The organism is Ruegeria sp. YKSD179, assembly GCF_059612885.1.
In genome coordinates, this window is record NZ_JBXWRL010000004.1 from 32,305 (window position 1) to 56,887 (window position 24,583).

General features: G+C 50.6%; 24 protein-coding genes. 8 read left to right on the forward strand and 16 right to left on the reverse strand.

Annotated features, from left to right (window positions below):
- Positions 1–147: 147 nt before the first annotated feature.
- From AC2FNE_RS03265 to AC2FNE_RS03275, 3 genes are all read left to right on the forward strand, one after another.
- Positions 148–1,503 carry an MATE family efflux transporter gene (locus AC2FNE_RS03265; protein WP_170606682.1) on the forward strand — a complete coding sequence of 452 codons (1,356 nt, stop codon included), beginning with the start codon at positions 148–150 and terminating at the stop codon, positions 1,501–1,503.
- 91 nt (positions 1,504–1,594) lie between these two features.
- Positions 1,595–1,960 (forward strand): hypothetical protein, encoded by a 366-nt coding sequence (locus AC2FNE_RS03270; protein WP_496804781.1) that lies wholly within the window; start codon positions 1,595–1,597, stop codon positions 1,958–1,960.
- A gap of 69 nt (positions 1,961–2,029) precedes the next feature.
- Complete coding sequence (locus tag AC2FNE_RS03275; RefSeq protein ID WP_496804782.1) at positions 2,030–3,415, forward strand: PepSY-associated TM helix domain-containing protein; 1,386 nt, start codon at positions 2,030–2,032, stop codon at positions 3,413–3,415.
- A 35-nt stretch (positions 3,416–3,450) separates the two neighbouring features.
- Here the strand turns inward: AC2FNE_RS03275 and AC2FNE_RS03280 are convergent, their stop codons facing one another.
- Together AC2FNE_RS03280 and AC2FNE_RS03285 are read right to left on the reverse strand one after the other, a co-directional pair.
- The gene (locus AC2FNE_RS03280) at positions 3,451–5,154 is read right to left on the reverse strand and encodes a SulP family inorganic anion transporter (RefSeq protein ID WP_496804783.1); all 1,704 of its coding nucleotides are present in this window, start codon (positions 5,152–5,154) and stop codon (positions 3,451–3,453) included.
- Between the two features lie 148 nt (positions 5,155–5,302).
- Positions 5,303–6,502 carry a cytochrome-c peroxidase gene (locus tag AC2FNE_RS03285; RefSeq protein ID WP_496804784.1) on the reverse strand — a complete coding sequence of 400 codons (1,200 nt, stop codon included), beginning with the start codon at positions 6,500–6,502 and terminating at the stop codon, positions 5,303–5,305.
- A gap of 87 nt (positions 6,503–6,589) precedes the next feature.
- Here AC2FNE_RS03285 and AC2FNE_RS03290 point away from each other — a divergent pair, with 87 nt between their 5' ends.
- Positions 6,590–7,060 carry a tetratricopeptide repeat protein gene (locus AC2FNE_RS03290; protein ID WP_170480204.1) on the forward strand — a complete coding sequence of 157 codons (471 nt, stop codon included), beginning with the start codon at positions 6,590–6,592 and terminating at the stop codon, positions 7,058–7,060.
- Between the two features lie 34 nt (positions 7,061–7,094).
- Here AC2FNE_RS03290 and AC2FNE_RS03295 read toward each other — a convergent pair whose 3' ends face one another.
- Genes AC2FNE_RS03295 through AC2FNE_RS03320 form a run of 6 tightly spaced genes read right to left on the reverse strand, consistent with a single transcriptional unit; the run spans position 7,095 to position 12,670 of the window.
- Positions 7,095–8,156 carry a TRAP transporter substrate-binding protein gene (locus AC2FNE_RS03295; protein ID WP_170480206.1) on the reverse strand — a complete coding sequence of 354 codons (1,062 nt, stop codon included), beginning with the start codon at positions 8,154–8,156 and terminating at the stop codon, positions 7,095–7,097.
- A gap of 24 nt (positions 8,157–8,180) precedes the next feature.
- Positions 8,181–9,470 (reverse strand): TRAP transporter large permease, encoded by a 1,290-nt coding sequence (locus AC2FNE_RS03300; RefSeq protein WP_170606692.1) that lies wholly within the window; start codon positions 9,468–9,470, stop codon positions 8,181–8,183.
- On the reverse strand, positions 9,471–10,058 hold the full coding sequence (locus AC2FNE_RS03305) for a TRAP transporter small permease (protein WP_170606694.1): 588 nt from the start codon (positions 10,056–10,058) through the stop codon (positions 9,471–9,473).
- 52 nt (positions 10,059–10,110) lie between these two features.
- Entirely contained in the window at positions 10,111–10,629 is a 519-nt protein-coding gene (locus AC2FNE_RS03310; RefSeq protein ID WP_496804785.1) for a flavin reductase family protein, read from the reverse strand.
- A complete protein-coding gene (locus AC2FNE_RS03315; RefSeq protein WP_170606698.1) occupies positions 10,626–11,516 on the reverse strand; it encodes an aldo/keto reductase in 891 nt (296 codons plus the stop codon). Before AC2FNE_RS03315 ends, AC2FNE_RS03310 begins: the two co-directional genes overlap by 4 nt.
- Positions 11,516–12,670, reverse strand: a complete 1,155-nt coding sequence (locus AC2FNE_RS03320; RefSeq protein WP_170606700.1) for an LLM class flavin-dependent oxidoreductase — start codon at positions 12,668–12,670, stop codon at positions 11,516–11,518. The genes AC2FNE_RS03315 and AC2FNE_RS03320 overlap by 1 nt, the downstream gene beginning before the upstream one ends.
- 106 nt (positions 12,671–12,776) lie before the next feature.
- Here AC2FNE_RS03320 and AC2FNE_RS03325 point away from each other — a divergent pair, with 106 nt between their 5' ends.
- The 4 genes from AC2FNE_RS03325 (at position 12,777) to AC2FNE_RS03340 (ending at position 16,203) form a co-directional block, all read left to right on the forward strand.
- Positions 12,777–13,487 (forward strand): GntR family transcriptional regulator, encoded by a 711-nt coding sequence (locus tag AC2FNE_RS03325; RefSeq protein ID WP_170606702.1) that lies wholly within the window; start codon positions 12,777–12,779, stop codon positions 13,485–13,487.
- A gap of 19 nt (positions 13,488–13,506) precedes the next feature.
- A complete protein-coding gene (locus AC2FNE_RS03330) occupies positions 13,507–14,607 on the forward strand; it encodes a Gfo/Idh/MocA family protein (RefSeq protein WP_170480218.1) in 1,101 nt (366 codons plus the stop codon).
- A gap of 172 nt (positions 14,608–14,779) precedes the next feature.
- On the forward strand, positions 14,780–15,148 hold the full coding sequence (locus tag AC2FNE_RS03335; protein WP_170480220.1) for a group I truncated hemoglobin: 369 nt from the start codon (positions 14,780–14,782) through the stop codon (positions 15,146–15,148).
- Positions 15,145–16,203 carry an adenylate/guanylate cyclase domain-containing protein gene (locus AC2FNE_RS03340; RefSeq protein WP_170480222.1) on the forward strand — a complete coding sequence of 353 codons (1,059 nt, stop codon included), beginning with the start codon at positions 15,145–15,147 and terminating at the stop codon, positions 16,201–16,203. Before AC2FNE_RS03335 ends, AC2FNE_RS03340 begins: the two co-directional genes overlap by 4 nt.
- 5 nt (positions 16,204–16,208) lie before the next feature.
- On the opposite strand, the gene AC2FNE_RS03345 is transcribed toward AC2FNE_RS03340, so the two are convergent.
- The 8 genes from AC2FNE_RS03345 to AC2FNE_RS03380 form a co-directional block, all read right to left on the reverse strand.
- Positions 16,209–16,823 (reverse strand): TetR/AcrR family transcriptional regulator, encoded by a 615-nt coding sequence (locus AC2FNE_RS03345; protein WP_170606703.1) that lies wholly within the window; start codon positions 16,821–16,823, stop codon positions 16,209–16,211.
- 696 nt (positions 16,824–17,519) lie between these two features.
- Entirely contained in the window at positions 17,520–18,389 is an 870-nt protein-coding gene (gene ppk2 / locus AC2FNE_RS03350; RefSeq protein WP_170480226.1) for a polyphosphate kinase 2, read from the reverse strand.
- 49 nt (positions 18,390–18,438) lie between these two features.
- A complete protein-coding gene (locus AC2FNE_RS03355; protein ID WP_496804786.1) occupies positions 18,439–19,392 on the reverse strand; it encodes an alpha/beta fold hydrolase in 954 nt (317 codons plus the stop codon).
- A complete protein-coding gene (gene metA, locus AC2FNE_RS03360) occupies positions 19,382–20,299 on the reverse strand; it encodes a homoserine O-acetyltransferase MetA (protein WP_170606705.1) in 918 nt (305 codons plus the stop codon). Before metA ends, AC2FNE_RS03355 begins: the two co-directional genes overlap by 11 nt.
- Before the next feature lie 44 nt (positions 20,300–20,343).
- Positions 20,344–21,210, reverse strand: a complete 867-nt coding sequence (locus AC2FNE_RS03365; protein ID WP_496804787.1) for an ATPase — start codon at positions 21,208–21,210, stop codon at positions 20,344–20,346.
- 49 nt (positions 21,211–21,259) lie between these two features.
- Positions 21,260–22,144 (reverse strand): DMT family transporter, encoded by an 885-nt coding sequence (locus tag AC2FNE_RS03370; protein WP_496804788.1) that lies wholly within the window; start codon positions 22,142–22,144, stop codon positions 21,260–21,262.
- 115 nt (positions 22,145–22,259) lie between these two features.
- The gene (locus AC2FNE_RS03375) at positions 22,260–23,477 is read right to left on the reverse strand and encodes an OmpP1/FadL family transporter (RefSeq protein WP_170606709.1); all 1,218 of its coding nucleotides are present in this window, start codon (positions 23,475–23,477) and stop codon (positions 22,260–22,262) included.
- 119 nt (positions 23,478–23,596) lie between these two features.
- Complete coding sequence (locus tag AC2FNE_RS03380) at positions 23,597–24,499, reverse strand: DMT family transporter (protein ID WP_496804789.1); 903 nt, start codon at positions 24,497–24,499, stop codon at positions 23,597–23,599.
- Positions 24,500–24,583 lie beyond the last annotated feature (84 nt).

The following is a 24,583-nucleotide window of genomic DNA, read 5'->3' on the forward strand; positions in this document are numbered from 1 at the left end:
ACGAAGCAGTATTTTGATCCTTCGGCAAAAAATTCTTGCCGCGCAATTGGGAACACAGGCAGGGTGGTTCAGCGACTTTTGGTGAGGCTTTTTTAACGGATGGCAGCACAATCCGAAAACCAAGCAGTCTTCCTTTCTGGGGGACTGATGAGGCACGTAGTAAGAATGTCTCTGACCACCAGCATTGGGTTAATGGCAATCTTTGCCGTTGATTTCGTCGATATGGTCTTCATTTCGATGCTGGGTAACGACGCGCTGGCCGCGGCGGTTGGCTATGCTGGCACTTTGTTGTTTTTCACCAATGCTGTGAATATCGGTCTTTCTATTTCCGCCGGGGCTTTGGTTGCTCGGGAACTTGGGGCAGGTCGCCCGGATGATGCCCGAAAGTTTGGATCAAGCGTTGGTGTTTTGGGTGTATTAATTGGGGTTCTTGTATCCCTGATTGTTCTGATTAACGTTGAATTCTTGCTGTCTTTACTCGGCGCAAAGGGCGAGGTGCTGAGATTAGCGTCTAGATACGTGTCAATAATCCTTCCCACAATGTGGGTCATGTCGGCGGCAATGACTGCCATGGCAGTTTTGCGCGCGCATGGGGATGCAAGAAGATCGATGATGGCGACTATTTACGGGGGTGTTGTAAATGCCGTGCTGGACCCAGTTCTAATTTTCGCTGTGGGTTTGGGATTGGACGGGGCCGCGATCGCCTCTGTTTTGGCGCGGATCACAATGTTGGTTGCGGCATTGCTGCCTGCGCTGCGCGTTCATAATGGGTTTGCGAGGCCTTCGATCCGGCAAGTCACGCGGGACTTTAGTGCTGTTCGAATGATTGCAGTACCAGCAATCCTCACAAATATTGCTACTCCGATTGGAAATGCGATCGTGGTGCGTGAGATCGCTGAATACGGTACCGACGCGGTCGCAGGAATGGCGGTCATAGGACGTTTGATGCCCGTTGCGTTTTCGGTAATTTTCGCGCTGTCCGGTGCGATAGGGCCAATCATCGGTCAGAACTTTGGTGCAGGACAGTACGATAGAGTCAGATCGGCTTTCATTGCTGGTGTAAAGTTTACCGCGACGTACGTGTTGATTATGGCGGCTGTTTTGTTCGTATTGCGTTCACCAATTGCTGATTTGTTTGATGCCCAGGGCGAAACACGTGCGCTAATCTATCTTTTTTGTGGGCCGCTGGCGCTGGCGGCGTTCTTCAATGGCGTAATCTTTGTTACAAATGCCAGCTTTAATAACTTGGGCTATCCGATCTACTCAACTTGGATAAACTGGGGACGGCACACTGTCGGAACGTGGGTCTTCGTAATTATTGGTTCGAAAATAGCCGGTGCGCCGGGCGTGTTGCTTGGGCAGGCTTTTGGTGGTGTTTTATTCGCCGTGATCGGTTGGGTGATGGTCAATCGAGTTATTTCGCACTTGTCGAGGCCCGGCCCAACTGACCCGTTCGCCGATCAAAGGCGCATACATTCACTATTTGGGCGCCGAGGGTGGTAGTTAACGCAACGGCTTAATCTGTCGGAGTCGGCTCAAATCGAGACAGGAATTCCTCTGGCGTTGGTGTTAGACTTTGGTTAAGTCAAGGAAAATGCTACACCAATTGAACGTATGCATTCGATTTTTTGCCACAGCCACGGTGATCCTTTCATTGGTTTCGCTGGGGGTAGCTCATAAATCTGCTAACGAAGAATCTTCTCCCGACTTGGCAGCTTTCATGGCAGCAGGCGGATCGCTGTCAGACCTCTGTGGATTGCCAATCGGCGACGGTCCTTTAACTTTGGTAGACTGCGACGCCTGCCGAATAGCCGACAGCTGTGTGGTCCTTCGTGGCAGCAGCAACGCAGCAATAGCCACCCTTGGATATACCCGAACTTTTACTTTTGTCGCAAAACGGATTGCCCGAACTGCGCCACTCGACGCCACTCGGCTGACCCGAGCACCTCCAAGCGTCTGAATTCATCCATTCAGACAATTACCCCGCCGCCGCCGTGGTGTCGGGCCAAAAGGCTTGGAGGAGCCATCAATGCAGACTGAACCTAATTCTGCGCAGCCCAATGGCGGCGCCAATAAACTCTATTTCGCGGCTTGGCGTTGGCATTTTTATGCTGGCTTGTTCGTGATCCCATTTTTGATGACCCATGCGATCACTGGCATGATGATGCTGTGGATATCTTGGATCGATGGTCGCGATGGAGAACGTACGCAAGTTGCTCCACAAATCACACCAGCGGCCATTTCAGCACTAGCTGAGGCGGCAACCGCCGCCGTGCCGGAAGGTGTTCTTAAGCAGTATGTGGCCCCGCGTCGTGAAGACCTGGCAGCCCTGTTTCGCGTTGACTCAAATGGCGATGCAACCATGGTCGCGGTTGATCCTTATACAGCAAAGGTAATTGAGACTTTTCCTCGTCGAAGTGGTTGGTACGATTTTTTCGACAATATCCATAGTGATCTAAAATTGGGTACAGTCGGAGATCGCATTCTCGAAACCGCGGCCTCGATTTCACTCGTGTTAATAGCGACTGGAATATTTATGTGGTGGCCCCGCGGAACCAGCTTGCGAAGTGTTCTGGTCCCAAGTCTCACACGCGGTCGTGCATTGTGGAAATCTTTGCATGGCGCAGTGGGAATTTGGATTTCGCTTGTGCTGTTTTTCTTCCTTGTTTCGGGACTATCTTGGGCGGGTATCTGGGGTGGCAAAATAGTTCAGGCCTGGAGCCAATTTCCTGCAGAGAAATGGGAAAACATTCCCTTATCGGATGAAACCCATGCCAGCATGAACCATGAGCGACGCGAAGTACCTTGGGCCTTGGAGAAAACACCTATGCCAGCATCAGGGGGTAGTTCCGGCCTCGTGGGAATTTTGGGACCTGTCACAATGGACTTTGTAGACCGGTTCGCGCGCGAAATCGGGTTTGATGCGCGGTATCAGTTGAACTTGCCGCAGGGTGAAAACGGGGTTTGGACACTAAGCCGCGACTCTATGAGTACTGATAGTAATTCCCCAACTACAGATAGAACCGTGCACATTGATCAGTACACAGGCAAAATTCTGGTCGATGTGCGATACGAAGATTATTCCTTGGCGGGTAAGGCCATGGCTGTTGGTATCGCACTGCACATGGGCACACTAGGTTTATGGAGCGTTTTGGCGAACACGATTTTCTGCCTGTGTGTTTTGTTCATGTGCGTCACTTCCATCGTGTTGTGGGTAAAGCGTCGTCCGGTAAACGCAAGACGACTTGCTGCGCCCCCAATGCCCAGCGAATTGCATGTTTGGCAAGGTGCAGTAACGGTGGGCCTGGCACTTTCCTTGGCTTTTCCGATGGCGGGTGTCGCCATTTTGACGGTACTTTTGTTTGATGCCTTTGTGTTGACCTATTTGCCAAGAGTACGTCGCTGTTTAACTTAAAGTTATAGGCGCAGCGTTTTCGCGTGCTGCGCCTTTCAACTGCCAGTGGCCTTGTTTTGATAGGCGGATATCAAACTTTCACCAGTATCGAAGAACGACTCGGCACCTATCAAATCGCTGACACCAAATTTGTCGAGCTGGGCTTTGACATCAGGTTCCAGCATCAGGAAAACAAGCTGTATTTTGTTCCTTTTCAAGAACTTGAAAATTGATTTCAATGTATAGCCAGCAGTGAAGTCAACTGTATCTATTGCAGACGCGTCTATGCAGAACCAATTAATCTTGTTCGAAGTTGATTGCACGATGCTTGTAACTTCTTCCGTCAGGCGCTGAGTGTTGGCATAGTACATCCCGTGAGAAAATCGGTAGATAACAAGACCCGGTAAAATCTGATTGGGCTCAGCCAGAGATTTGGTGTGCCACCCTATTTTCTTTCCCTGCACAATCACTGAATTCTTGGGCCGATAACCATGTCTTGTATGATCAATTAAGGACAGTACCATCGCGAAAATGATGCCTTGCTCGACGCCGACGATCACCACCACGCCGGTTGTCGATACGGCAATCCAAAACTCGGATCGCGCCTGTTTATAGATTTTCACCAATCCACGAAGGTCGATCAGGTTAACACCGATTAAAAATACAATAGCAGACAGGGCGGCGTTTGGCAGGTAAGCAAGTGGCGCAGTCAGAAATAGGATGACGACCAGAACAATAAGTACCGTCGTTAACTGTGCGATCTGGCTTTTTCCCCCAACACTAGCGACCATTTCAGTCTTTGTTGGACTGCCGTTGACAACGAATGTACCGGAAAAAGCCGCCCCAAGGTTAGCTGCGCTCAATCCGATTAGATCGTTGTTTTCGCTGAACTTGTCATCGTAACGCGCGGCGTAGGCACGCGATGTAGCTGCACTTTGCGCAAGAATGACCACGAAAATTGCCAAAGCTGTCGGCAATAACTGCTTAATCAGCGCCCAGCTCCAATTCACCTCTGGGATCGCAAGGGCAGGCAGACCACTGGGAACGGGACCAAGTACAGCAATTCCCGAAGCATCGAAATCCAAGAACCAGCTTAAACAGATAACCCCGACTACGGCTATCAAAGGGCCAGGTACTTTACGGGATAGTTGCCTTCCAACTAACACGACCAAAAGCACCGCAATAGAAATCGCCACTGTTGGCCAGTAAAATTGATCAAAGTTCTGAACGAAACTCCACAGTTTGTGCAGTGTTCCATGTTCTGATGCTTCAATCCCCATCATTGGTGGGATTTCGGTCGATGCCACTTGGATTCCTACTCCTGTCAAAAATCCGACCAGCACTGTTCGGGAAAGAAAGTCGGCCAAAAACCCAAGGCCAATAATTCGAGCTGTGATCAAAAGAACACCTGCCAATAGTGCCAGCAGCGATGCCAGCGCCAGATATTCGGACGAGCCAGCAACAGCCATTCCCGCCAGTGCGGAAGCCGTAATCGCCGCAGTTGCGGAATCCGCACCGACAACCAAATGCCTCGACGACCCAAAGATCGAAAACAACGCCATCGGTATCAGGATTGTATAGAGGCCGGTAATTACCGGTGTCCCAACTATCTTCGTGTAGCCCATGACTTCGGGGATCGCGAGGCTCGCAAATGTGATTCCAGCAAGAATTTCAGTCGGCAGAGCAGGGCGATCAAATGGTAGAACACCTTGCAGAACGGGCAGCCGAAATCGATTTAGATCAGATCCCCGTTTTCTCATGTGTTCACCCTTACTGCTTGATATCCAGATTAGCCGATTCAGATGATAGAAAAATCTTTGGCAATGAGCGAATTGAGTTTCCCATTCGATACTGAGTCAATGGTGAGCCCATTTAACAGTGTGCGAGCAACGGGTCTTTTAACTTAAGCTACGGCTGAAACCCGTCCGGAACTCCAAATGGCGGTTCTTCGACACTGGTACCAGTCAATGCGTACAAAAAGGCCACTAAATTGCCGATTTCTTCGTCTGACAAGGTTACTGGACGAATGTCGACTGTCGATCGAACACGCTGCATTTCTAACTTGTCTTGCCAAATTATGAAATCTGCGCCTTGCAACCAAGGCACGGGCGGCAGGTTAGCGTCGTATTCAGCCCAATTTTCAAAGCTGACTGCTGGATCGAGATGGTGCCTGACGACGCTCTCCAAGTCGGGGAAGGCACCGTTGTGACCGTAAGGTGCGGTTAAAGCTACATTGCGAAGCATCGGTGTGCGAAAGCGATAGGCATCTTCCAACCTGTTGCTTTCCCCCATGCGACCAACATCGCGGGCGTATGGATCCCATTGCCGCGTCCTACCCGGACCGAAAGGTGGAATGCTTAACGCATGAAACTTTTGGTCCGACATTAAGGGGCCGGAGTGGCAGGTTGCGCACTTGGCTTTACTATAAAACAGGTCCATCCCTTTTTTCTGCTTTGGCGACAAAGCTATGGTGTCACCGGAAAGGTACTGATCAAAGGGGCTGTCGGTGCTGCGCCATTCGAGCGCCATAAAAGCAGCAAGTGCGTTCACAACCTGAACAATCGTTATTTCATTGGGTGTGTCTACATCATCAAACGCTTCAACGATGGCTTGCCCGTAAAGCGGATCCGTTCGAACGCGTTTTGCAATGATAGGCCAGCCTTTGTCGATTCTGTCATGAACAGCACCTGTAACTTCGTTTTCAGCAACATTTCCGGCCATTTCAAACTGTGCAGTCAGAGGAAACAAAGCCTGTGCTGCGAGCAGCGAATTCAGTCCTTCCGGCAGCCATTCTTGCGCAGGTGAGTTGAAGCCGTTTCCGTAAACATCAGAATGGCTGAGGCGTCCGTCATGAAACAGAGTATGAATTTCCTTTGCGCCAAGGTTCCATAAACCAGGCGAGTTTCGCGGTATGCGTTTGCGAATTTTATGCCGGCCTTTTCCAGGTGTGCGTTCCGGTCCAAGTCCTTCGCCGCCCTCTCCGATGCCAAGAGATAACCCGTCGGAAGTGCCAAAGTCGGGGTGATGGCAATGGGCGCAGGAGATATTTTGATTTCCAGATAAAACCGGATCGTAAAAAAGCTGATGACCGACGGCAGCCTGTTTCATATCAAAGGGGATGAAATCTTCATCTGTCAGCGGCCGAGGTAGCTCTTGTGACGTTGCTGGTACAGCGAACAGGAAAGCAAAACACAAATGCGTCAGTACATTTTTGCCTTTTGTCTTATTGCAACGCCGACGCTGGCTGAACTTGAGGGCGCGCGTGACTTGATGGAAGCCGGAGAGTTTGAAGCCGCCCGAGACGAACTGATGCCAGCTGCGCGCTCGGGTAATGCCGAAGCGGAAGAATTGATTGGCGTGATGTATGGTTTGGGGCTTGGAGTGGAACAGGACTATGAACGAGCTTTTGAATGGTATTTGCGGGCTTCTATGAAAGGACATCCGGGTGCGCAATCGGGCATCGGCTGGTATTACGAGTTGGGGCTCGGTATGCCCGCGCCAGATCTTGTACGCGCCTACATGTGGTACACGCTCAGCGCTATCGGTGGCGATCCCGACGCAGCGATCAGCCTTGAAGAAATAGTCAAGAAAATGACGCCAGAGCAGATCGAACGAGCTCATATTCTAGTAAACGACTACAAAGGGTGGATGTACCCGTTTCGATAGCGGGGCCGGACTGTAACAGCCCGACCCCGGTAGGTCAGTTCAGGTCTGCATCGCGCGATGCGTTGACCTCCGCCTCGGCTGCAGCCACAGCCTCGGTCAGAGCTGAAAACACCTCATCTCCGCGGCCCACGTTAGACTGGAACCATTCGTAGACGGGCGTAGCCGCCTCTTTGAAGGCTGCTTTCTGCTCAGGGGTCGGAACGTACAGATCACCTCCGCCAGCTACGAAATCCTCGTATGCTTGAATGGATTTACGTTTTGGCGATGCAAAAGTAGCCTGCTGCAACGCATAAAATCCATCAACTACGACGCGTCGCATGTCTTCTGGAAGTTCCTGGAACTTCGCGTTGTTCATCCACCAGAGAGCGCCCATATAGGCATGACCATCAAGCGTGACGTATTGAAGCCCTGCATCAGGGAACTTCATTCCCATGATGTCAGTAATACCGTTCTTGGAACCTTCGACGACACCTGTTTGAAAGCTGGTGAACAGCTCTGGCCACGGGATAGGTGTTGGTGAAGCGCCCAAAGCCTTTACAAGCTCCTGCGGAAGGTCCGCTACCACGGTGCGGATCTTCAGACCTTCCATATCTGCTGGCTCTGCGATCCGGCGCTGAGTGTTGGCAAAGTTGCGCCAGCCGCCAGTATTTCCGATTGTCATCAAGCGGATCGCGCCGCCGGAGTCTTCCAATGCCATATCGCGCATTTTGCGGGTGAAATCACCAGATAGAACGTGTTCGGCAATCCGGTCATCGGCCATCAGATAGGGCAAGTCCAGAACCTGAACGTACGGGAAAATACCGGATGCACCACCAGACGTCGAAATGTATATATCGATTGTTCCGTCAGCGACACCTTGCAGACATTCCGCGCCATTCGAACAAAGCTGAGTACCAATGAAGAGTTCGACTTCGATCGCACCGTTCGAGGCGGCCTCAACATAGTTTTTGAAAACGATCAATCCGTCATAGTCTTCATCGTTTTCATTTGAATTCGCCGTCGCGCGCAGTGTGTAATCTGCAGCCGCAGCTGCAATGGCGGATGCTGCAACCAGCGAAGTGGCCACCGCGGCCGATTTAATGAATCTTCTGAGCATGCGTTTCCTCCCTGTGATACTCAGTTAGTTAGCAAATCCCGTTATTCTCGGGATCGTCATTGAGATTGCCGGAACATAAGTAATCAAAAAGATCACTATGATTTCAACAGCCAGAAACGGCAGAATGGCCTTTGCGATGGTTTCGACTTTTTCGCGCGAAACAGCGGCAGCGACGAAAAGGACTAAACCCATGGGTGGCGTAGCCAGACCGACGGTCAAGTTAACGCTCATGATAATGGCAAAGTGGATAGGGTCTACACCGAGACTGGTAAAAATTGGTGCCAAGATCGGGCCGAGAATAATAATCGCTGGACCAGCGTCCAAAAACATACCCACGATGAACAACAATAGGTTGATCAGGAACAGCAGAATAAGCGGGTTTTCCGACAGGCTGAGGATAAGCTGGGCCAATTGTTCTGGTGCATGGCTTAGGCTCACTACGGTTTTGAAAGCCATCGCCGCACCAACAAGCAACAATACAACAGCGGAAGTCAGACCCGCATTGCTAAGGATTTCGGGGACTTCTTTGAGCGTCAGGGTGCGTAAAACGAAAAAACCGATCAAAAATGCATAACCAACGGCAACAGCGGCGGCCTCCGTCGGGGTAAATATGCCGCCCAAGATACCGCCAAGAATGATTACTGGAGTCAACAAAGGGAAAAACGCTTTAAGGCTTGCCTGACGACGCTCGCCCCATGTGTATTTGCGGCTTGCAACTGGGAAGTCATAACGGTCGGCCATTACCTTGATCATCAGCATCAAACCGACACCCACCATTACGCCAGGTACGATTCCTGCTAAGAAAAGGGCGGCAACACTTTCGCCCATGACATACGCGTAGATGATCATGATGCCCGAAGGCGGAATAATCGGTCCGATTACTGAGCTGGCCGCTGTAATTGCAGCAGCAAAACGGCGGGTATACCCCTGTTTTTCCATAGCGGGAATCAGCATTGATCCCAGCGCCGAGGTATCTGCGACGGCCGACCCAGAAAGACCTGCAAAAAGAATGGAACTGAGAACGTTTACATGCGCCAGTCCACCACGTAGATGCCCCATCAGTGCTTGACTGAATTCAACGAGGCGTATGGTGATCCCACCTCGATTCATAAGCTCTCCGGCGAGCATAAAGAAAGGGATCGCCATAAGGGGGAAGCTGTCCATACCGTTGTAAACATTTCGATACAGCAGCGTGATGTCGTTGGTTTGGCCGTTTAACCACAACAAAATTCCCGGCGCAGCCAGAAGGGCAAAAAAGACCGGCAGACCGATCATCAAAAAGACCAAGAATGTCGGAAGGAACCAGATAAGCATTTATTCAGCTCCTACTGGGGCGTCGGCGATTTCAGGCAACATGTCACCGCCACCCAACAGTGTGATTACCGCCCGCAGGATAAGTTCAATGTTGACTGCGATCAGAAGGATAACACCAACCAACAGTGAGGCCATCATCCAGCTGCGTGGAATTCGGTACCATTCGTCAAATCCAATTGACGTCGGAAGATACAGTGCTGCGGTCGCGAATTTGCCACCAAAACCGGTGACTTCGGACCATCCTATATTTACGGCAACCAGCAAGACTACCAGGGAAACGACAAGCAAGAAGATGTTCAGCAATTGTCCGAAAACTCGAGGCAGCATTTGCGGAACCATGTCGATCGCTACAAATCCGCCACGACGGAACGCAGTTGGCGCCATCAGACCTGTCATCCACAGCATGCAAAATCGCGCAGCTTCATCCGGCCAGGGCAGGGCGTTACCTAGAACGTATCGAAAAAACACCTGAATCAGAATTGCTATGACCATAACGGCCATCGCAACGACCCCAACCGCACGGCCCAATCGCAGCGCGGTTTCATTTACATACGCGATCGGTGCAAGGACCGATGTTAATCCGCTCATGCGGATCCTCCCTTATTTGGTCACAGGTTAAACCCCGCAACACTTACCGCGCTTATTGGTGCGCGAATTGGCCGAGTTTCCCGGCGTAGAAGGTCAGGGCGTTTCCGTCCGCCATGCTGGCCCTAAGAACCTTCCCTATTACAATAACGTGGTCACCCGCGTCGTGATACGCATGCCGTTCGCATTCGAATCTTGCCAGACAACCTGTCAGTAAAGGTGTGCCATTTTCACAGCGATTGTGTTCAATCGCTTTCAATGCAAACGCATCTTTAGAGCAGCCATAGCACAGCTCTGCCTGTTTCGACGATAAAACGTGAACGCTGAAGTGTTGCGCTTTACGAAAATACCGAAACCTTCGTGAGTTTCTGTCTCCCGCCCACATGATTAAAGCCGGGTCCAATGATAGTGAGGAAAAGCTATTGGCCGTGATGCAAATCGGCCCGTCATCGCTGTCGCAGGTGACAACGGTTACTCCGGTTGCAAATCGACCAAATGCGTCCCGTAGGGTTCGGGTATCATCCTTCCGGGGAACAAAAGTGTGCGCCATGTTCGGGGTGATTGCGTTCATCATGGTACCTCATGGCCCAGCGCCGCCTCATACAGGCGGAACCAGGTTTCCCGATCCAGATCGACCTTAAGCGCGTCAGATATGCGCTTTATCCGATCCAGATTGTTGGTGCCGAGAACCGGCAGTATCTTTGCAGGATGGGCAAGCAAAAACGCAACCGCTACAGCAGCGCGGTCTACGTCGAACTCTTTCGCAATCTCGTCGGCAACGACCCCGACCGGCGGGTTGCCGGACATTAGCATGCCTCCACCCAGCGGCGACCAAGCCATGACAGGATGGCTATTTTGTTGATGAAATGCCAAATCCCCATTGGTGAACGGAGCGATTTCGCCCAAAGAAATCTCGATCTGGTTTGTGACCAGTTGCGATTTCATTGCGGATTGCAATAGGTTCCAATCCCAAGGCCGAAAATTCGACACACCAACTGCGCCGACCTTGCCACTGTTCACAACTTCGTCCAAAGCCGCCCCGGTTTCGTTGTGGTCCATAAAGGGGTCGGGGCGATGAATCAAAAGAAGATCGATATGGTCGGTGGCCATTTCCGAAAGAGAATTATCCACCGACTTCAGAATATGCTGCCTTGACGTGTCATAGTATTTGACTTTGACATCTGAATACCGCCCGCACGGAGCAACGATATCGCACTTGGTCACAATCTCCATTTGCTGACGTAGGCGAGGGTTGGCGCGTAAAGCGTTCCCCAAAACGGCCTCGGCACCATAATCGCCATAAATATCCGCTTGGTCGAAAGTCGTGATGCCTTGATCCAGACAGGACTGAATCTTGGCTTCGACGTGAGAGGCAGAGGTGTCATTATCATCACCCAGCCGCCACATGCCGTAGACAAGACGGCTCATCTCAAGCGTTTCGGATAATTTAACGCGTTGCATTAGCGACGGACTCCATTGCCTAACGGGGTAGCAGGGGTTTCAGTAGGAACTCTTCCATAAGCTTCTGGAAGAGAGCAGGTTTTGAGGTTTGGCATAACGCGGGTGCCAAAATGCCGCGCCTCATCCAAATGAGGATACCCCGAAAAGATAAAGGCGCGGATCCCCATCTTTTGGTATTCCTCGATCTTTGTCATCACCTGATCGGTGGATCCTACCAGAGCAGCACCGCAGCCTGAGCGTGCCCGGCCAACGCCAGTCCACAGGCCAGGTTCAATATAGCCATATTGGTCCGCCAGATCACGGTTTTTGGATTGATGTGAGACGCCCAGCGAAGTCGCATCCAATGCCCGCTCACGAATGGCGCGGCCATATTCGTCGTCAAGTTTCGACACGATAAATTCGGCGTATTCCTGAGCCTCTGCTTCTGAATCGCGAACAATCATGTGAACACGCAGGCCGTAATCCAGTGTGCGACCGCACTCATCGGCCACGGCATGAACCGCTTTCATCCGCTCAGCCAATTGATCTTTGGTCTCTGGCCACATCAGGTACACATCGCAATGTTCACCGCACAACTGCAAAGCAGGAGGCGAATAGCCGCCAAAGTACAGCAGTGGCCCATCGATTTGGTAGGGGCGTGCTGGATCAGTGGTCAGTCCGGAAAAATTATAAACCTCGCCCTGATGATTGATCTCGTCTCGCGTCCAGGCCTGCTTAAGTATTTCGACTACCTCGCGTGACCGCTGATAGCGATAGGCGCTTTCAGCCTTTTCGCCCGGAAAGTCAGAGGAGATAATGTTGACGGTCAATCGTCCTTTGAGCATGTGATCAAGTGTTGCAACCGTTCGCGCAAGCATTATCGGCTGCATCTCACCACAACGTACAGCCGCTAAAAGGTTGATCCGATCAGTTATGGGCGCGCAGCCCGCAACAAAACTCAACGTGTCTTGGCCGACTTGATAGGATGACGGGCACAGAATATTTCGGAAGCCTTGAGCTTCTGCCTCTTTCACAATGCTCGAGCAATGTTCCCAACTTGACCGCAAATTACCGTCGGGTACGCCGAGAAATTGATAGTCATCTGAACATAGCGCAGCAAACCATGATACCTCAGCCGCATCCAGATCAGGGGATGTGATTGGGACGATTGTCATTTGGTTGGGCTCCGAGATGTTTTTTGCATTTACTCTTGCGTAGCAATCACTTTGATGTAGATCAATAGTGTATCAATTTTTCCTGCGACCGAGTGAAGCGCCCCTCGTGACACAAGCTGACAGAAATCCGAATGCCCTTCCGATTTATATCCAGATCGCAGAACTGCTGATCAGGGATATAACTGCTGGGCGTTTGATAAAAGGAGAGCGTCTACCGCCGGAACGCGATATGGCTGCGGATATGAATGTATCGGTAGGTACATTGCGAAAATCGCTGGCCGAGCTTGAAAAAAAAGGCATGTTGGAGCGTATTCAGGGCTCCGGAAACTATGTATGCGAGACCGGAACACATAACAGCGTCTACGCGATGTTCCGCTTGGAGCTGCCCGAGGGCGGAGGGTTGCCAAGTGCCGATATTCTTTCCGTCGATCATCTTGTAAAGCCTGCCGATCTAGGAGATTTCGGGGAATCGGACCGTGGCTCACGAGTACGCAGGATTCGCTATCTCAATGACACAATTATTGCTCTCGAGGAGATCTGGCTGGACGAATCAGTTGGACTCATTGATGAGCAGCTGCTGTCAGACTCGCTCTACCGTTACTATCAACACCAACTTGGGTTCTGGATTGCCCGGGCTGAGGATCGAGTGACGATTGGATCGCTGCCTGATTGGACGCCAGCCGAATTCACAAAGCCTGCTGGACACATTGTGGGTTACATCGAACGGTTCAGTTGGTCTGAAAAGGCCGAACCTGTCGAGTTCTCAAAAACTTGGTTTGACCCAGATCGAGCAGCATACGTGCAACGTCTTAAGTAAATAGAATGAGGGATATCGCATGACCCGGACCATAAATTACGGGCTGATCGGATGCGGAATGATGGGGCAAGAGCACCTACACAATATAGCATTGCTTGAGGGTACGCGCGTGTCGGCCATATATGAGCCTGACACTGACATGGCTGATATTGCGCGGCGGATTTCGCCGGGCTCAAGGTTGGTGGCATCGATAACCGATTTGTTGTCAGTAGAGGATTTGGATTGCCTTGTGATAGCAAGCCCAAACCACTTGCACGTTCACCAGATTGTTGAAATCGCCAAAGTCCGCCCTTTACCGTTGCTGGTTGAGAAACCTTTGTTCACAAACCCTGCGGACGCTGATCGATTGCTGGAGATCGAAAAAACATATCCGCATCCGATTTGGGTAGCGATGGAGTATCGGTACATGCCGCCCATTTCAGCCCTAATCGCCGAAGCCAAGGATGCTTTGGGCGGGATCAAAATGCTATCGATCCGAGAACACCGCTTTCCGTTTTTGGACAAAATCGCCAACTGGAACCGATTCAACCGCAATACGGGGGGTACATTTGTCGAAAAATGTTGCCATTTCTTCGACCTCATGCGGCTAATTCTAAATTCTGACCCCGTTCGAATTTATGCCAGCGGAGGGCAGGCAGTTAATCATTTAGATGAAGAGTATGACGGTGAAACGCCCGATATTTTAGACCACGGTTACGTAATCGTCGATTTTTCCTCGGGTGCCCGCGCTATGCTTGAATTATGCATGTTCGCGGAAGGATCTGAATACCAAGAGGAAATCGCCGCTGTAAGCGCCCAAGGAAAGATTGAGGCGTTGGTTCCCGGTCCGGCTAGATTTTGGCCCGATCATCTTGGTGTGCCGCCAGTTCCAAAACTTGTCGTCAGCCCGCGAAAGCCAAAGGGACCAATTTCCAAGGATATACCTGTGGATCCGCGCCTCTTGGCTGCGGGGGATCACAATGGCTCAACTTATTTTCAGCATCAGGGCTTTCTTGAGTTGGTGCGCGGGCACCGGACCGTTCCGGATGTTACTTTGAACGATGGTATCTGGGCAGTTCAAATGGGAATTGCCGCGCAAGAAGCACTTCAAGAAGGCAAAGCCATACATTTCAATCGTTAAGAGCTACTGACGTGTTTTAGAACGGTCGACAACGGTAAATTCGTTCAGTGTTTCGACGCTTGTCTGCGGTCGCCTGCAACAGCAAAGGCCTAGTGTTCGTAAAACCGTTAACAAAACTGTCAAGTTGATATAACCTCAAGTTGTTATTGAAACTTGTGAACCGGTTAGCGTTGTGAGTCAGTCGATCTATGAAAAATACGGCGGGTTCAAAGCCATAAGCCGTATAGTGATAACTTTCTACGAAATGGCCCTGGACTCCGAAGAGATTGGGTTTCATTTCGAAAATATTGATTTGCCAAGACTAATCGACCACCAAACGAAGTTTGTATCTTCGCTGGTAGGAGGACCAGCGTCGTTCAGCGATGACCGGATCGAGGCGGTACACCGACATCTCAATATCTCGCACGCGCATTTCGACGAAATGTCTGCGTTGTTCAGAGAAGCCCTAGAAATGCATGGTATGGCCGAAGAGGATGTTAATCTTGCCATAGACGCAATTGAGGAAAAGCGCTCCATCATCGTTACGCGGAACGCCGCATGAGTATACTAGCCATAAATGAGCAGTTGCTGCGAGCTATTGGAGTGGGCGTCGCTGTTGTTCGCGCCTCGGACCTAAGTTTTGTTTTTCACAATGGCCCCTTTGCAGAGTGGTTTGGCTCGCCGGAACCAGGCCAGTCTCTGCTGGACGTGCTACCGGGTCTTGACCCCAAGGAATTGGACGATGTCAAACAATCCGGGCTTCGTTACTCTGTCGAGTTGCAGATCAAACCGCGACGCCGAACGTTGATTTTTGCAACCGCGGTCTCATTGGCAAACGGTCTGGAAGAACAAGTGCTTGTCGTAGAATGTCAAAATATCACGAGGATACGTGAGTTGGAGAGCATGATTGACAGCTATTCAACTATGGTCGAGCGCAATACTCGTGAACTGGAGCGTGAAAAGGAAAGGGTTGAGCGCCTTCTGCTGAATTTGATGCCCCGCGCCGTTTACGAAGAGTTCAAGACATTTGGCGTAGTTACGCCACAGTTGTTCGATCAGGTTTCGGTCGTAATGCTGGACTTCGTTGGGTTCACGGATTTTGCTGCCAAAACCGATCCCACTGTCACGCTAAGCGAATTGAACGATATATTCACTGCATTCGACCGTATCGTTGAGCAGTTCGGCTGCGAAAGGATAAAGACCATCGGCGACGCCTATCTGGCAGTGTCGGGAATGCCTGATGAAACACCAGATCACGCCACGGCAGTCGCCCACTGTGCGGTCAGATTTCTGCGGTACTTAGAACGGCGAAATGAAAGCCATCCGCACAAGTGGCAGGCCCGTATCGGGTTGGGTATGGGCGCCGCCGTAGGCTCGGTCGTAGGAATTCAGAAATACGTTTATGACGTTTTTGGCCCTGCAGTGAACATAGCTTCCAGATTGCAAGTATTCGCAAACCCGATGAACATCGTTGCGCCCGCAGAAATGAAATACGCATTGATTGATGAGTTTCAAATAACAGATTTGGGCCCTGTAAATATAAAAGGTATGGGGCAGATGGATTTGATTAATGTCACGTCTCGTCTATCAACACCAAAACCCAGCCGGGCATTCTGAGATTTTTAGTCATCAGGGGCGACCAGACCCAATCCCCGAAGATAAATACCAATTCCAGATTCCAGCAAATCTTCTGGGGGAAAGGGCGATGTTGCTCCTGTGTTTCGGGCGTAAAGTTCAACCACTCCGTGGCTCATCGCCCAAATGTGTGCGCTAAACATAGAGGCGGGGGGGCGCTTTTCCGGCGGGATATGCTGCGATAGATCCTCGGCGGCTTTTTCTAATACGCTCTTTGCTCGGTTGGCGGCCAAAGCCAATTCCGGCGTACGGTTCAGTGATATGCCGCTTTCGAACATCGCGATATAGTGTCCTGGATGCTTTCGAGCGAACGCCAGATAGGCGCGTCCGGTTGCCTCAAAAGCTGCTAAAGCCGATGGCTGACCCTTGTCATAAGCAAACTGCATAAGGTCCGCGAACATCTCGAAGCCTTGTCGTGCAGCCTCGGCAATCAAATCTTCTCGCCCGTGGAAATGCCGATAAACCGCAGCAGGGGTCACGCCGGCAGTCTTCGCAGCCTCAGATAAGGTGAACCCGGTCGGTCCTTTTTCCTCAATCAGAGAGAGAGCAGCCTCGATCAAAGCCTGTTTGAGGTTTCCGTGGTGATAGCCGCGTTTCGTCATCCCTGCCTCAGGCGAGTTTTCATTTATTATAATCAGAGGAAAACGAATAGAGTATCAAGACCGCTTCGTCCAACCGAGAGTGGGCAGTCGACGCGCCGCTGTTAAAGGCACTAAGACTTCAGCTGAATAATGAACTTTGTGAAATCCCCAAAGAAATTGAATTTTATGAAAGATTTAGTGGCCAATCTACAACGCAACGCCAAAAGCCAGTATGATCAACGATTATGTAAACGGCAATAATCGCTGACTAAGAGCGTTCAGGACCAACCTGGCGGCTATGCGAAGGTTTTTCGCTGTGTGATACCAGAACGGCACTTGGATTAGGGGCAAAGTGCAAATCGCAATGATCAAAGATTTATTTATGAAAACAAAACGTAATCGGATTTAGCTAATCAGCGAGCAATCATATTGGCAGGCAGAATTCAATCAATTATTCCCTTGAATCGATGCTACTTGGAACGTTCGCAACTGAGTATGGAAATGCAAATCGCTGTAATCAAAGCGGCAATCTGAATAAACAATGACAACCGCTTACTAGGTCAAAAAAAGATCGATTAGGCTCCGAAAAGCTTCAATGACTTGTTCAAGTGTCTGTCGAATTCGCGAAAGTTCAAAAAGCCACTTTTTAGAAACAATAGGCAATCTGCGGGCAGGTTGGGGCAAGGATTGGAAGTTTATCTGCGCACATTAGGTGTTTCATGCTTCCCAAATCTCCGGTCCACCACAGATTTTGGGGTCCGGAGAGCCAACGACGGCAGGATCTTTTTCATCGTAGTCCAGCGCCTGCAAAACCGTGCGGATAGCTGCAAGTCTGGCACGCTTTTTGTCGTCGGAACGTACAATGGTCCACGGGCAGAATTTACTGTGACTTCGAGTCAGGGTTTCCGATATCGATTCGGTATATTCCTCCCACTTGCTTAAACCTTCAATGTCAATTGGGCTCAGTTTCCATTGCTTTAAAGGGTCGGTTTCGCGCGCTAAAAAACGGTTTAACTGCTCGGCCCGGCCGACGTTTAGCCAAAACTTAAATAGAACAATACCGTCTGTTATTAACCCAGTTTCCAAAGGCAAAACCTGCCGAAAAAACCGTTCTCGTTGCTGTGAAGTACAGAAGCCGAAGACGTTTTCTACAACCCCGCGATTGTACCAGCTGCGATCAAAAAACACGATTTCCCCGCCTGAGGGCAGATGGGGAATATACCGTTGAAAGTACCATTGAGTACGTTCGGCATCCGAAGGTTTTCCGAGCGCCACGTTTCGCGCCCCTCGTGGGTTGAGATTTTCCCGGAACCTTTTGATTGTTCCGCCTTTCCCTGCTGCATCGCGACCTTCAAATATTATTGCGACACGTTGTTCGGTTTCTTTGACCCACGACTGCATTTTGACCAACTCGATCTGCAGTGCCTCCATCTGCTGATCGTAATCCTTGGTCTTCATTTTGTCTTCGTAGGGGTAGGTGGGGTTAACGATTTCGCCTTTCTTCGACGCTTCAATGGCTTTCCGAATGTCTTTTGGGGCGTCGTCGCGAAAGTACTTTTCGATAGCGCCTTTTTTGGCACGGGTCATGGGCCACCTCGCAATAATATCCATACTCCACTATGGATTAGGGAGCGTTCTAACGCAAACCTGCCCGGTCTGCCGCTCTATCTATAGCCGCTGCAACTTCAGGGGCTGCAACGACTTGAGGCATGTGACCAATTCCCTCTAATTCAATTAACTCTGCCCCGGGTATCTGTTCGATCAGGCGGTCGGAATGCCAGCCTAGCCCAACAGTAGCGTCCGCAGTGCCGTGGACAATTTCAGTTGGCACATTGATCTCTTTGTAGCGGGGTTGAAGTTCTGTCACCTCAGCCAGCAAGTTTGCGCGTTGTTTGGCATTTGCGTGCATAGACGCACGTCGCGAAGTTAGACCCGGGCCGAAATGATCTGCATAACCATCTGGTGCAATTTGAGGGGCAAAAACCTTGTCCAATGCCTGAGCCACATACCAATCAGGCACGAAAGCTGTAATCAGCGGGAGGACTAATGTGCGACCTGCAGCCGTCGCTCCGATAGTGTTGAAAGCATCCAGCGGCGTCTCCCACGGAATGGCCGCTGGCGCTATCAATACAAGCCCGGAGAGATTGTTGGGACGTGTGACCGCCCACGCCAAGGCCACTGATCCACCATAACTTTGCCCCGCGACTATTGGCTTCTCTGCCCCAAGTAATTCCGCAGCCTTTTGAAGGATTTTCGCTTGTTCAACAATGGTTTCCCCGTCGGGATTAAAGCTTTCAGAGTACCCCAATCCGGGACGATCAAAAACAATTACTCGATAAGAACCGGCCAGTATCGGCGCAAGCGCAAACGTCATGTCACGGGTGTTTCCACTGGAACCGTGGATCAACACGACATCAGGACCTTTACCTGAGACGACGGCGTGGATCGCAATTCCATCAACGTCCAGAATTTGCCCTTCCGGTGGATAGGTTGCTTCGGCAATCGCTTCGCGTGAGGCAGATCGCCAAACAACAGCCCCAGCCACTAACGAAAGGGCAAGGCACAAGGTTATCAGAAACTTAGCGACCAATCTTTTCCAAATCAAAAGGTGTGGACTGGTATATTTCGTTGATCCAATTACCGTACAACAAGTGTGCGTGACTTCGCCACCGATTTTGTGGAGTCTGGTGCGTGTCGTCATTCGGATAATAGTTAATCGGAACGTTTATTGGCGTACCGTTGGCGATGTCCCGGTCATATTCTTGCTTGAGCGTATCGCTGTCATATTCAAAATGGTTGAAAATATAGAGCGCGCGATGCGCTGTATCCTCAACCAAGCAAGGACCCACCTCGTCGCTTCCCAGTAGGGTTCTTAGACCTTTGGCAGCGTCGATTTCGTCTTGCTTCATTTCCGTCCAACGGCTCACTGGAATCACACAATCATCAGAAAAGCCTCGTAAAAACGGCGAAGCAGGGTCCAGGTTGCGGTGCCGAAAGCAGCCAAAGGCTTTGTCGTTCAGCAAATGTTTTTTGACATCGTGAAAATGATTAATCATCGCCATGCCGCCCCAACACACGCCAAAGGTCGAGTGAACATTTGACTGCGTCCATTCGAATACTTCGCCCAGTTCATTCCAATACGTCACATCTTGAAATTCAAGGTGTTCTATGGGGGCGCCAGTGATGATCAGGCCGTCAAACTTTTGGCTCTTTACGTCCTGAAAAGGTTGATAGAACTCCGCCATGTGTTCGGCTGCAGTGGTCTTTGTTTGGTGTTCAGTCATCCGGATCAAAGACAATTCGATCTGCAAGGGTGTGGCTCCAATTAGACGAGCGAATTGGTTCTCGGTTTGAATTTTTTTGGGCATAAGGTTCAGTAACCCAATGCGAAGTGGGCGAATATCCTGTCGCGCTGCGAGATCCTCGGACATGACCATTACGCCCTCTTTGGTGAGGACATCGAAAGCGGGCAAGTCTGATGGTATCTTTATAGGCATGAGATAACGCTATTTGTGCTCAATACGAAATCTGAAACTTAGGCTCAGGAGTTGATGTTCTCAAGGGTGCGTTCAATCAACTCGTCGAAGTCGCTCCCATCGCGAATTTTGTTCACGTCGTCTGCAGTAACCGTGATGCCCCAGTTTGCAGCCATAGCCTCGTATCTAGGCTGCCGATGAGCCAAAGCTTGTGCATAGGTCCAGCGAATAAACTCATTTGGGTTCACGTTATTATCTCTGAGATCGTATTGCTGAAGGTATTCCGCCCAAACCCGGGCTAGGAACTCGGCTTGATAAGACATTGGTTTTGGCGCCTTGTCGAACCGTTTGATTAACTCAGCGGTGTGTGCCTCGTCGCCCTGAATCCAAATCATCAATGTGTGTCGCGAAAGTTCGGATAAAATTTGGTCATTCGGGTCGTTTGGGTCCACCCATTCGCAAATCGAACCACCGGTATCGCAAATGAAATTTGGGTATTGATACAGTCGCTTCGCGCGATCGATGAAGTATTCAGTATCCAGCAAAGCGTGTATTTCAGCCAGACGGAATTGTTCTTGCCGCCGACGATACTCGTCGATTTCGAGGCCACCAAGATCGGGATTGCCAGGTTTTCCCAGATATGTCGACACCGGGGTCAGATTGTTGAATGAAATGTTGGATCCAATAAAAATGGAGTCTGATAAAAGCAGTTCCCGTAGAAACGGGACCTTCATCGCCTCGGCCTTGGCGTTGTCAGTTATATATTCTCCCATGTAGCGGGTTCCGATACGGTAGTCGATCGAGTAGTGAAACCAATCACCTTCATCCCTTAGGATGTTCGAAACATAAGTTTTTCCCAATCCGGACATGCCGAAAAACAGCACTTTCTTTCGCGCTGCATTACGCCATTCCCTCGCTGAGTTGTAAATCATGTGTCGTCATCCGTTGTTTAGACCTAGCTAAATCGGGCAGGGGATGGCGTCAATCTCGTCTGCCGGATCGGTTCAAAATTAACAAGCCAACGGCCAGTACCGCGAAACCAATATAGGCGCTTGTCGGCATGCGTTCATCGCGAACAATGGTGCCAAGTATTATTGCTATTGGCGGGATGATAAGCGTCACAAGCATCAGGTTTCCGCTGCCTGCCATCGCAAGGAGGCGATAATATAAAAGATACGCACCAGCCGTCGCCACTATAGAATAGTAGGCAATTGCTGCCCATGTTTGCCACGGCAAAATCATCGAGGGCATTCCATCCACGGCCAATGTAACCGGAAACATGATCAGAGCAGAGGCTGTCAACATCCCCGCCGCCGCAACTTGCGGTTCCAGATAGCCAAGGTTTAGGCGTGCCCAGACGGAGGCCAATGCATAACAGAGTGTTCCGGCGAGAATAGCGAACTGCCCTAGGTTGTTGGCACTCAGTGAATCAAAGTTTCGCAAGCCTACAGCGATCGAGACACCAAAAAAGCCAATACTTATTCCGAAAATACGGGATTTACTTAAACGCTCGTCAGAAAAGAACAAAGCAGCCAGCAACACGCCAAAGATCGCAGTGGCAGCGTTCAGGATCGAGGTCAAACCGGTTTCGACGTACAGCTGTCCCCACGACATAAGCGAAAATGGCAAGACATTGTTTAAAAGTCCCATGACGAAAAATGCCCCCCACAAGCGCGGGTCGCGAGGGACGGGCAGGCGCTTGAACACAATATACGCCCATAAAACCAAGGTTGCCCAAAATACCCGATGAAACACTGAAGTCATCACTGGGATCGTGTCCAACGCAATACGAATTGCTAGAAACGAAGCACCCCAAATCAAACCTAGGAGAGCTAGTTCTGACCACGCGCGTGGCGAAAGGGACATTTGATTGGTCATAACCTTGTTTGACACGCTAGAACCGATCAAGCGATCCGTTTCTTGCGGCAAAATTCAAGCCCCGCCGATCCGGCGAGGCTTACAAACTTTTCAGGGCTTCAGATTAATTCAAGGCATAGGTTACTTGCAGTCCGACACTCCACGCGCTGTTGCCTTCGAAAGTAGCCCGGTTGCCGGGGCCTGTGCCGTTTGCAGTTGCATCTCCAATATCTGTGTAGCGAACGCCACCCGAGATTTTTGCATTTTCGATGGAGTATGTGCCACCCAAACCGATGCTCCAGAACCCATCAGTCGGACCGAGGTTCGAAACCGAGTTCCCCTGAGACGACTCGTATCCAAGAGTTACCGCACCCGAGAATTCATTGGTAAACTGATAACCCAGTCCCAGAGAGTAGGTCCAAGTAGCATCTTCGTAATCTACCAAATTAATTCCGGTCAGACTTGTGTAAACTGGCGGCGCATAGACAGTCTGCGGCCAGTCAACCCACCGAATAGAGCCGAAAAGCAGAGTCTTTGGAGCAACGCCAGTCTGGAAGTCCAAATTTACCGACTGCGGTGTCACGACCTCTGAAGAAGTGTCCGCACTGATCCTGCTGGCTGCAGGACCAAGCGGAGTAAGGCCAATTACGTCTCGCGCTTCAGTTTGAGACAGATCATGGGTAATCTTCGAGTTATACGTCAAGGCGACCCGCGCCGCGATTTCAGGTTTCTCCCAAGCAACTCCAAGAACGTAGCCGAAATCAATTTCCGCGTCGGTTTCAGTTCGATATCCGCCTTGGGGGGGCGTAACACCTGCGCCGGCAATGGGTACAGAAACACTTGCCTTCAAGCGCTGTGCTCGGACACCACCGATAACGCTGAAGCCACCGTCAAATTTGTATCTTAACAAAGCTGTTATTGCGTCGGTATCAGCTTCTGCCCGTAGGACATCGGTTGTCGCTCCTGGAATTCCAACCAAACCCAAAACATTCTGAGATAAGGGGTAGTCTGACGAATAGTCGATATCCGCGCCAAATGGCTGGTCGTAGATCAGAGCAAAATCCAGTTCTTCGGTCAGGGCAGTTTTATACGCCAAATGCGGCGACCAAAAACTATTGGACACGTTGCCAGAGTCGATCGTTTGACCAAATGTTGGGCTGGCTGGGATCAGATCTTGCATCGATCCAGATACGTCTGGTTTGGTGTAGCCTAGACGAAGCTGCACAGCTGACCCTTCCTCAAAAAGGATGTTCACACCCTGACCGCTTCGATCAAGACCGCCGGCCTGTACAGTGGTCGCGCCAACACATACCGCGCACGCTTGAAACAGCGTCTTCTTCATTATTCTCTCCCTTGCACTGTCTGCTCGCCTACGATGTGCACCTTTTTGCGCACACCCGGCTTTGTTACCGGGATGTTATTTTCTTAAACCCTAATTAGTCGTCAACTGATGACCGAACGTTACTTTGTTGGAGTACCACTCCGAACTGTTGCCGTTTGGCTACGATTTTCGGAGTGAACATTCAAAAAGATGCCTGCGAATATGACCATGGCCCCTAAAAGCGTCCAATAGTCCAAAGGTTCCCTATACAGAATCATCCCTGCGATCGCGATCGTAGGCAGGCGAGCAAAATCAAACGGCACAACGACCGTCGCAGGGGCAATCGCGAGAGCATTTGTGATACAATAATGTGCAAGCAAACCGGCCAGGCCAACTAAAAGCAAAAATGGCGCAGTACCAGCGTTGGGCATGGTGATCTGACCATCAATTCCAGCTGCCAATAACCCCAGTCCGGCTTGCATCACCGTCAGCCAGAACATGATGCACCCTATACTTGCGAAACGGGTTAAATACTTCGTGGAAATAGTTGTAAGAGCAAAGAAAATAGCAGACATCGCCGCAGCGATCATACCAACATTTATGGGTACAGCACCGGGGCGCGTAACAATCAGAATCCCGGTAAACCCGATGAGTGCGGAGATCACTCGCAATGTTGTCAGCCTCTCTTTCAACAGAAGCGGAGAAAGAAGAATGACCCAAATCGGTTGCGTGAACTCCAGCGCAAATACCTGCGCCAATGGGACTACGCTCACTGCGTAAAACCAAAGGTTCTGACCGGTGAAGTGCACTACGTTTCGAATGCCATGCAGCCCAATTCGATGGGTCGAAACCTGGTGCCATTTACGGGTCAATGTCAGGATTGCCGCCACCACGCAGATGCCAACAAGGCTGCGGTAGAACATTATTTCAAACGTATCATGCGTAGTGCTCAACTCGCGACCTGCAACGGCCATCGACGAGAAGGAAGCGATGGCGCCCGTCATCCATAGAGCAGCCTTACCGACCTGCACCTTTTCGTTCATAAAGCTTCTCGCGAACTTAGTTCTTTAACAATCGGAAACTATTAAGGTTTCTCCGGAGCGTCAAATAACAAGCGAAGGTAAATT

What these genes read in the sequence shown, in the direction of transcription:
- AC2FNE_RS03285 (WP_496804784.1), bottom strand. Translation starts at nt 6,502, where the DNA reads ATGAAACAGGCTGCCGTCGGTCATCAGCTTTTTTACGATCCGGTTTTA.
- metA (WP_170606705.1), bottom strand. Translation starts at nt 20,299, where the DNA reads ATGCCTATAAAGATACCATCAGACTTGCCCGCTTTCGATGTCCTCACC.
- AC2FNE_RS03320 (WP_170606700.1), bottom strand. Translation starts at nt 12,670, where the DNA reads ATGACAATCGTCCCAATCACATCCCCTGATCTGGATGCGGCTGAGGTA.
- AC2FNE_RS03280 (WP_496804783.1), bottom strand. Translation starts at nt 5,154, where the DNA reads ATGAGAAAACGGGGATCTGATCTAAATCGATTTCGGCTGCCCGTTCTG.
- AC2FNE_RS03310 (WP_496804785.1), bottom strand. Translation starts at nt 10,629, where the DNA reads ATGATGAACGCAATCACCCCGAACATGGCGCACACTTTTGTTCCCCGG.
- AC2FNE_RS03375 (WP_170606709.1), bottom strand. Translation starts at nt 23,477, where the DNA reads ATGAAGAAGACGCTGTTTCAAGCGTGCGCGGTATGTGTTGGCGCGACC.
- AC2FNE_RS03340 (WP_170480222.1), top strand. Translation starts at nt 15,145, where the DNA reads ATGAGTATACTAGCCATAAATGAGCAGTTGCTGCGAGCTATTGGAGTG.
- AC2FNE_RS03275 (WP_496804782.1), top strand. Translation starts at nt 2,030, where the DNA reads ATGCAGACTGAACCTAATTCTGCGCAGCCCAATGGCGGCGCCAATAAA.
- AC2FNE_RS03330 (WP_170480218.1), top strand. Translation starts at nt 13,507, where the DNA reads ATGACCCGGACCATAAATTACGGGCTGATCGGATGCGGAATGATGGGG.
- AC2FNE_RS03365 (WP_496804787.1), bottom strand. Translation starts at nt 21,210, where the DNA reads ATGATTTACAACTCAGCGAGGGAATGGCGTAATGCAGCGCGAAAGAAA.
- AC2FNE_RS03295 (WP_170480206.1), bottom strand. Translation starts at nt 8,156, where the DNA reads ATGCTCAGAAGATTCATTAAATCGGCCGCGGTGGCCACTTCGCTGGTT.
- AC2FNE_RS03380 (WP_496804789.1), bottom strand. Translation starts at nt 24,499, where the DNA reads ATGAACGAAAAGGTGCAGGTCGGTAAGGCTGCTCTATGGATGACGGGC.
- AC2FNE_RS03305 (WP_170606694.1), bottom strand. Translation starts at nt 10,058, where the DNA reads ATGAGCGGATTAACATCGGTCCTTGCACCGATCGCGTATGTAAATGAA.
- AC2FNE_RS03290 (WP_170480204.1), top strand. Translation starts at nt 6,590, where the DNA reads ATGCGTCAGTACATTTTTGCCTTTTGTCTTATTGCAACGCCGACGCTG.
- ppk2 (WP_170480226.1), bottom strand. Translation starts at nt 18,389, where the DNA reads ATGACCCGTGCCAAAAAAGGCGCTATCGAAAAGTACTTTCGCGACGAC.
- AC2FNE_RS03300 (WP_170606692.1), bottom strand. Translation starts at nt 9,470, where the DNA reads ATGCTTATCTGGTTCCTTCCGACATTCTTGGTCTTTTTGATGATCGGT.
- AC2FNE_RS03265 (WP_170606682.1), top strand. Translation starts at nt 148, where the DNA reads ATGAGGCACGTAGTAAGAATGTCTCTGACCACCAGCATTGGGTTAATG.
- AC2FNE_RS03370 (WP_496804788.1), bottom strand. Translation starts at nt 22,144, where the DNA reads ATGTCCCTTTCGCCACGCGCGTGGTCAGAACTAGCTCTCCTAGGTTTG.
- AC2FNE_RS03345 (WP_170606703.1), bottom strand. Translation starts at nt 16,823, where the DNA reads ATGACGAAACGCGGCTATCACCACGGAAACCTCAAACAGGCTTTGATC.
- AC2FNE_RS03270 (WP_496804781.1), top strand. Translation starts at nt 1,595, where the DNA reads ATGCTACACCAATTGAACGTATGCATTCGATTTTTTGCCACAGCCACG.
- AC2FNE_RS03315 (WP_170606698.1), bottom strand. Translation starts at nt 11,516, where the DNA reads ATGCAACGCGTTAAATTATCCGAAACGCTTGAGATGAGCCGTCTTGTC.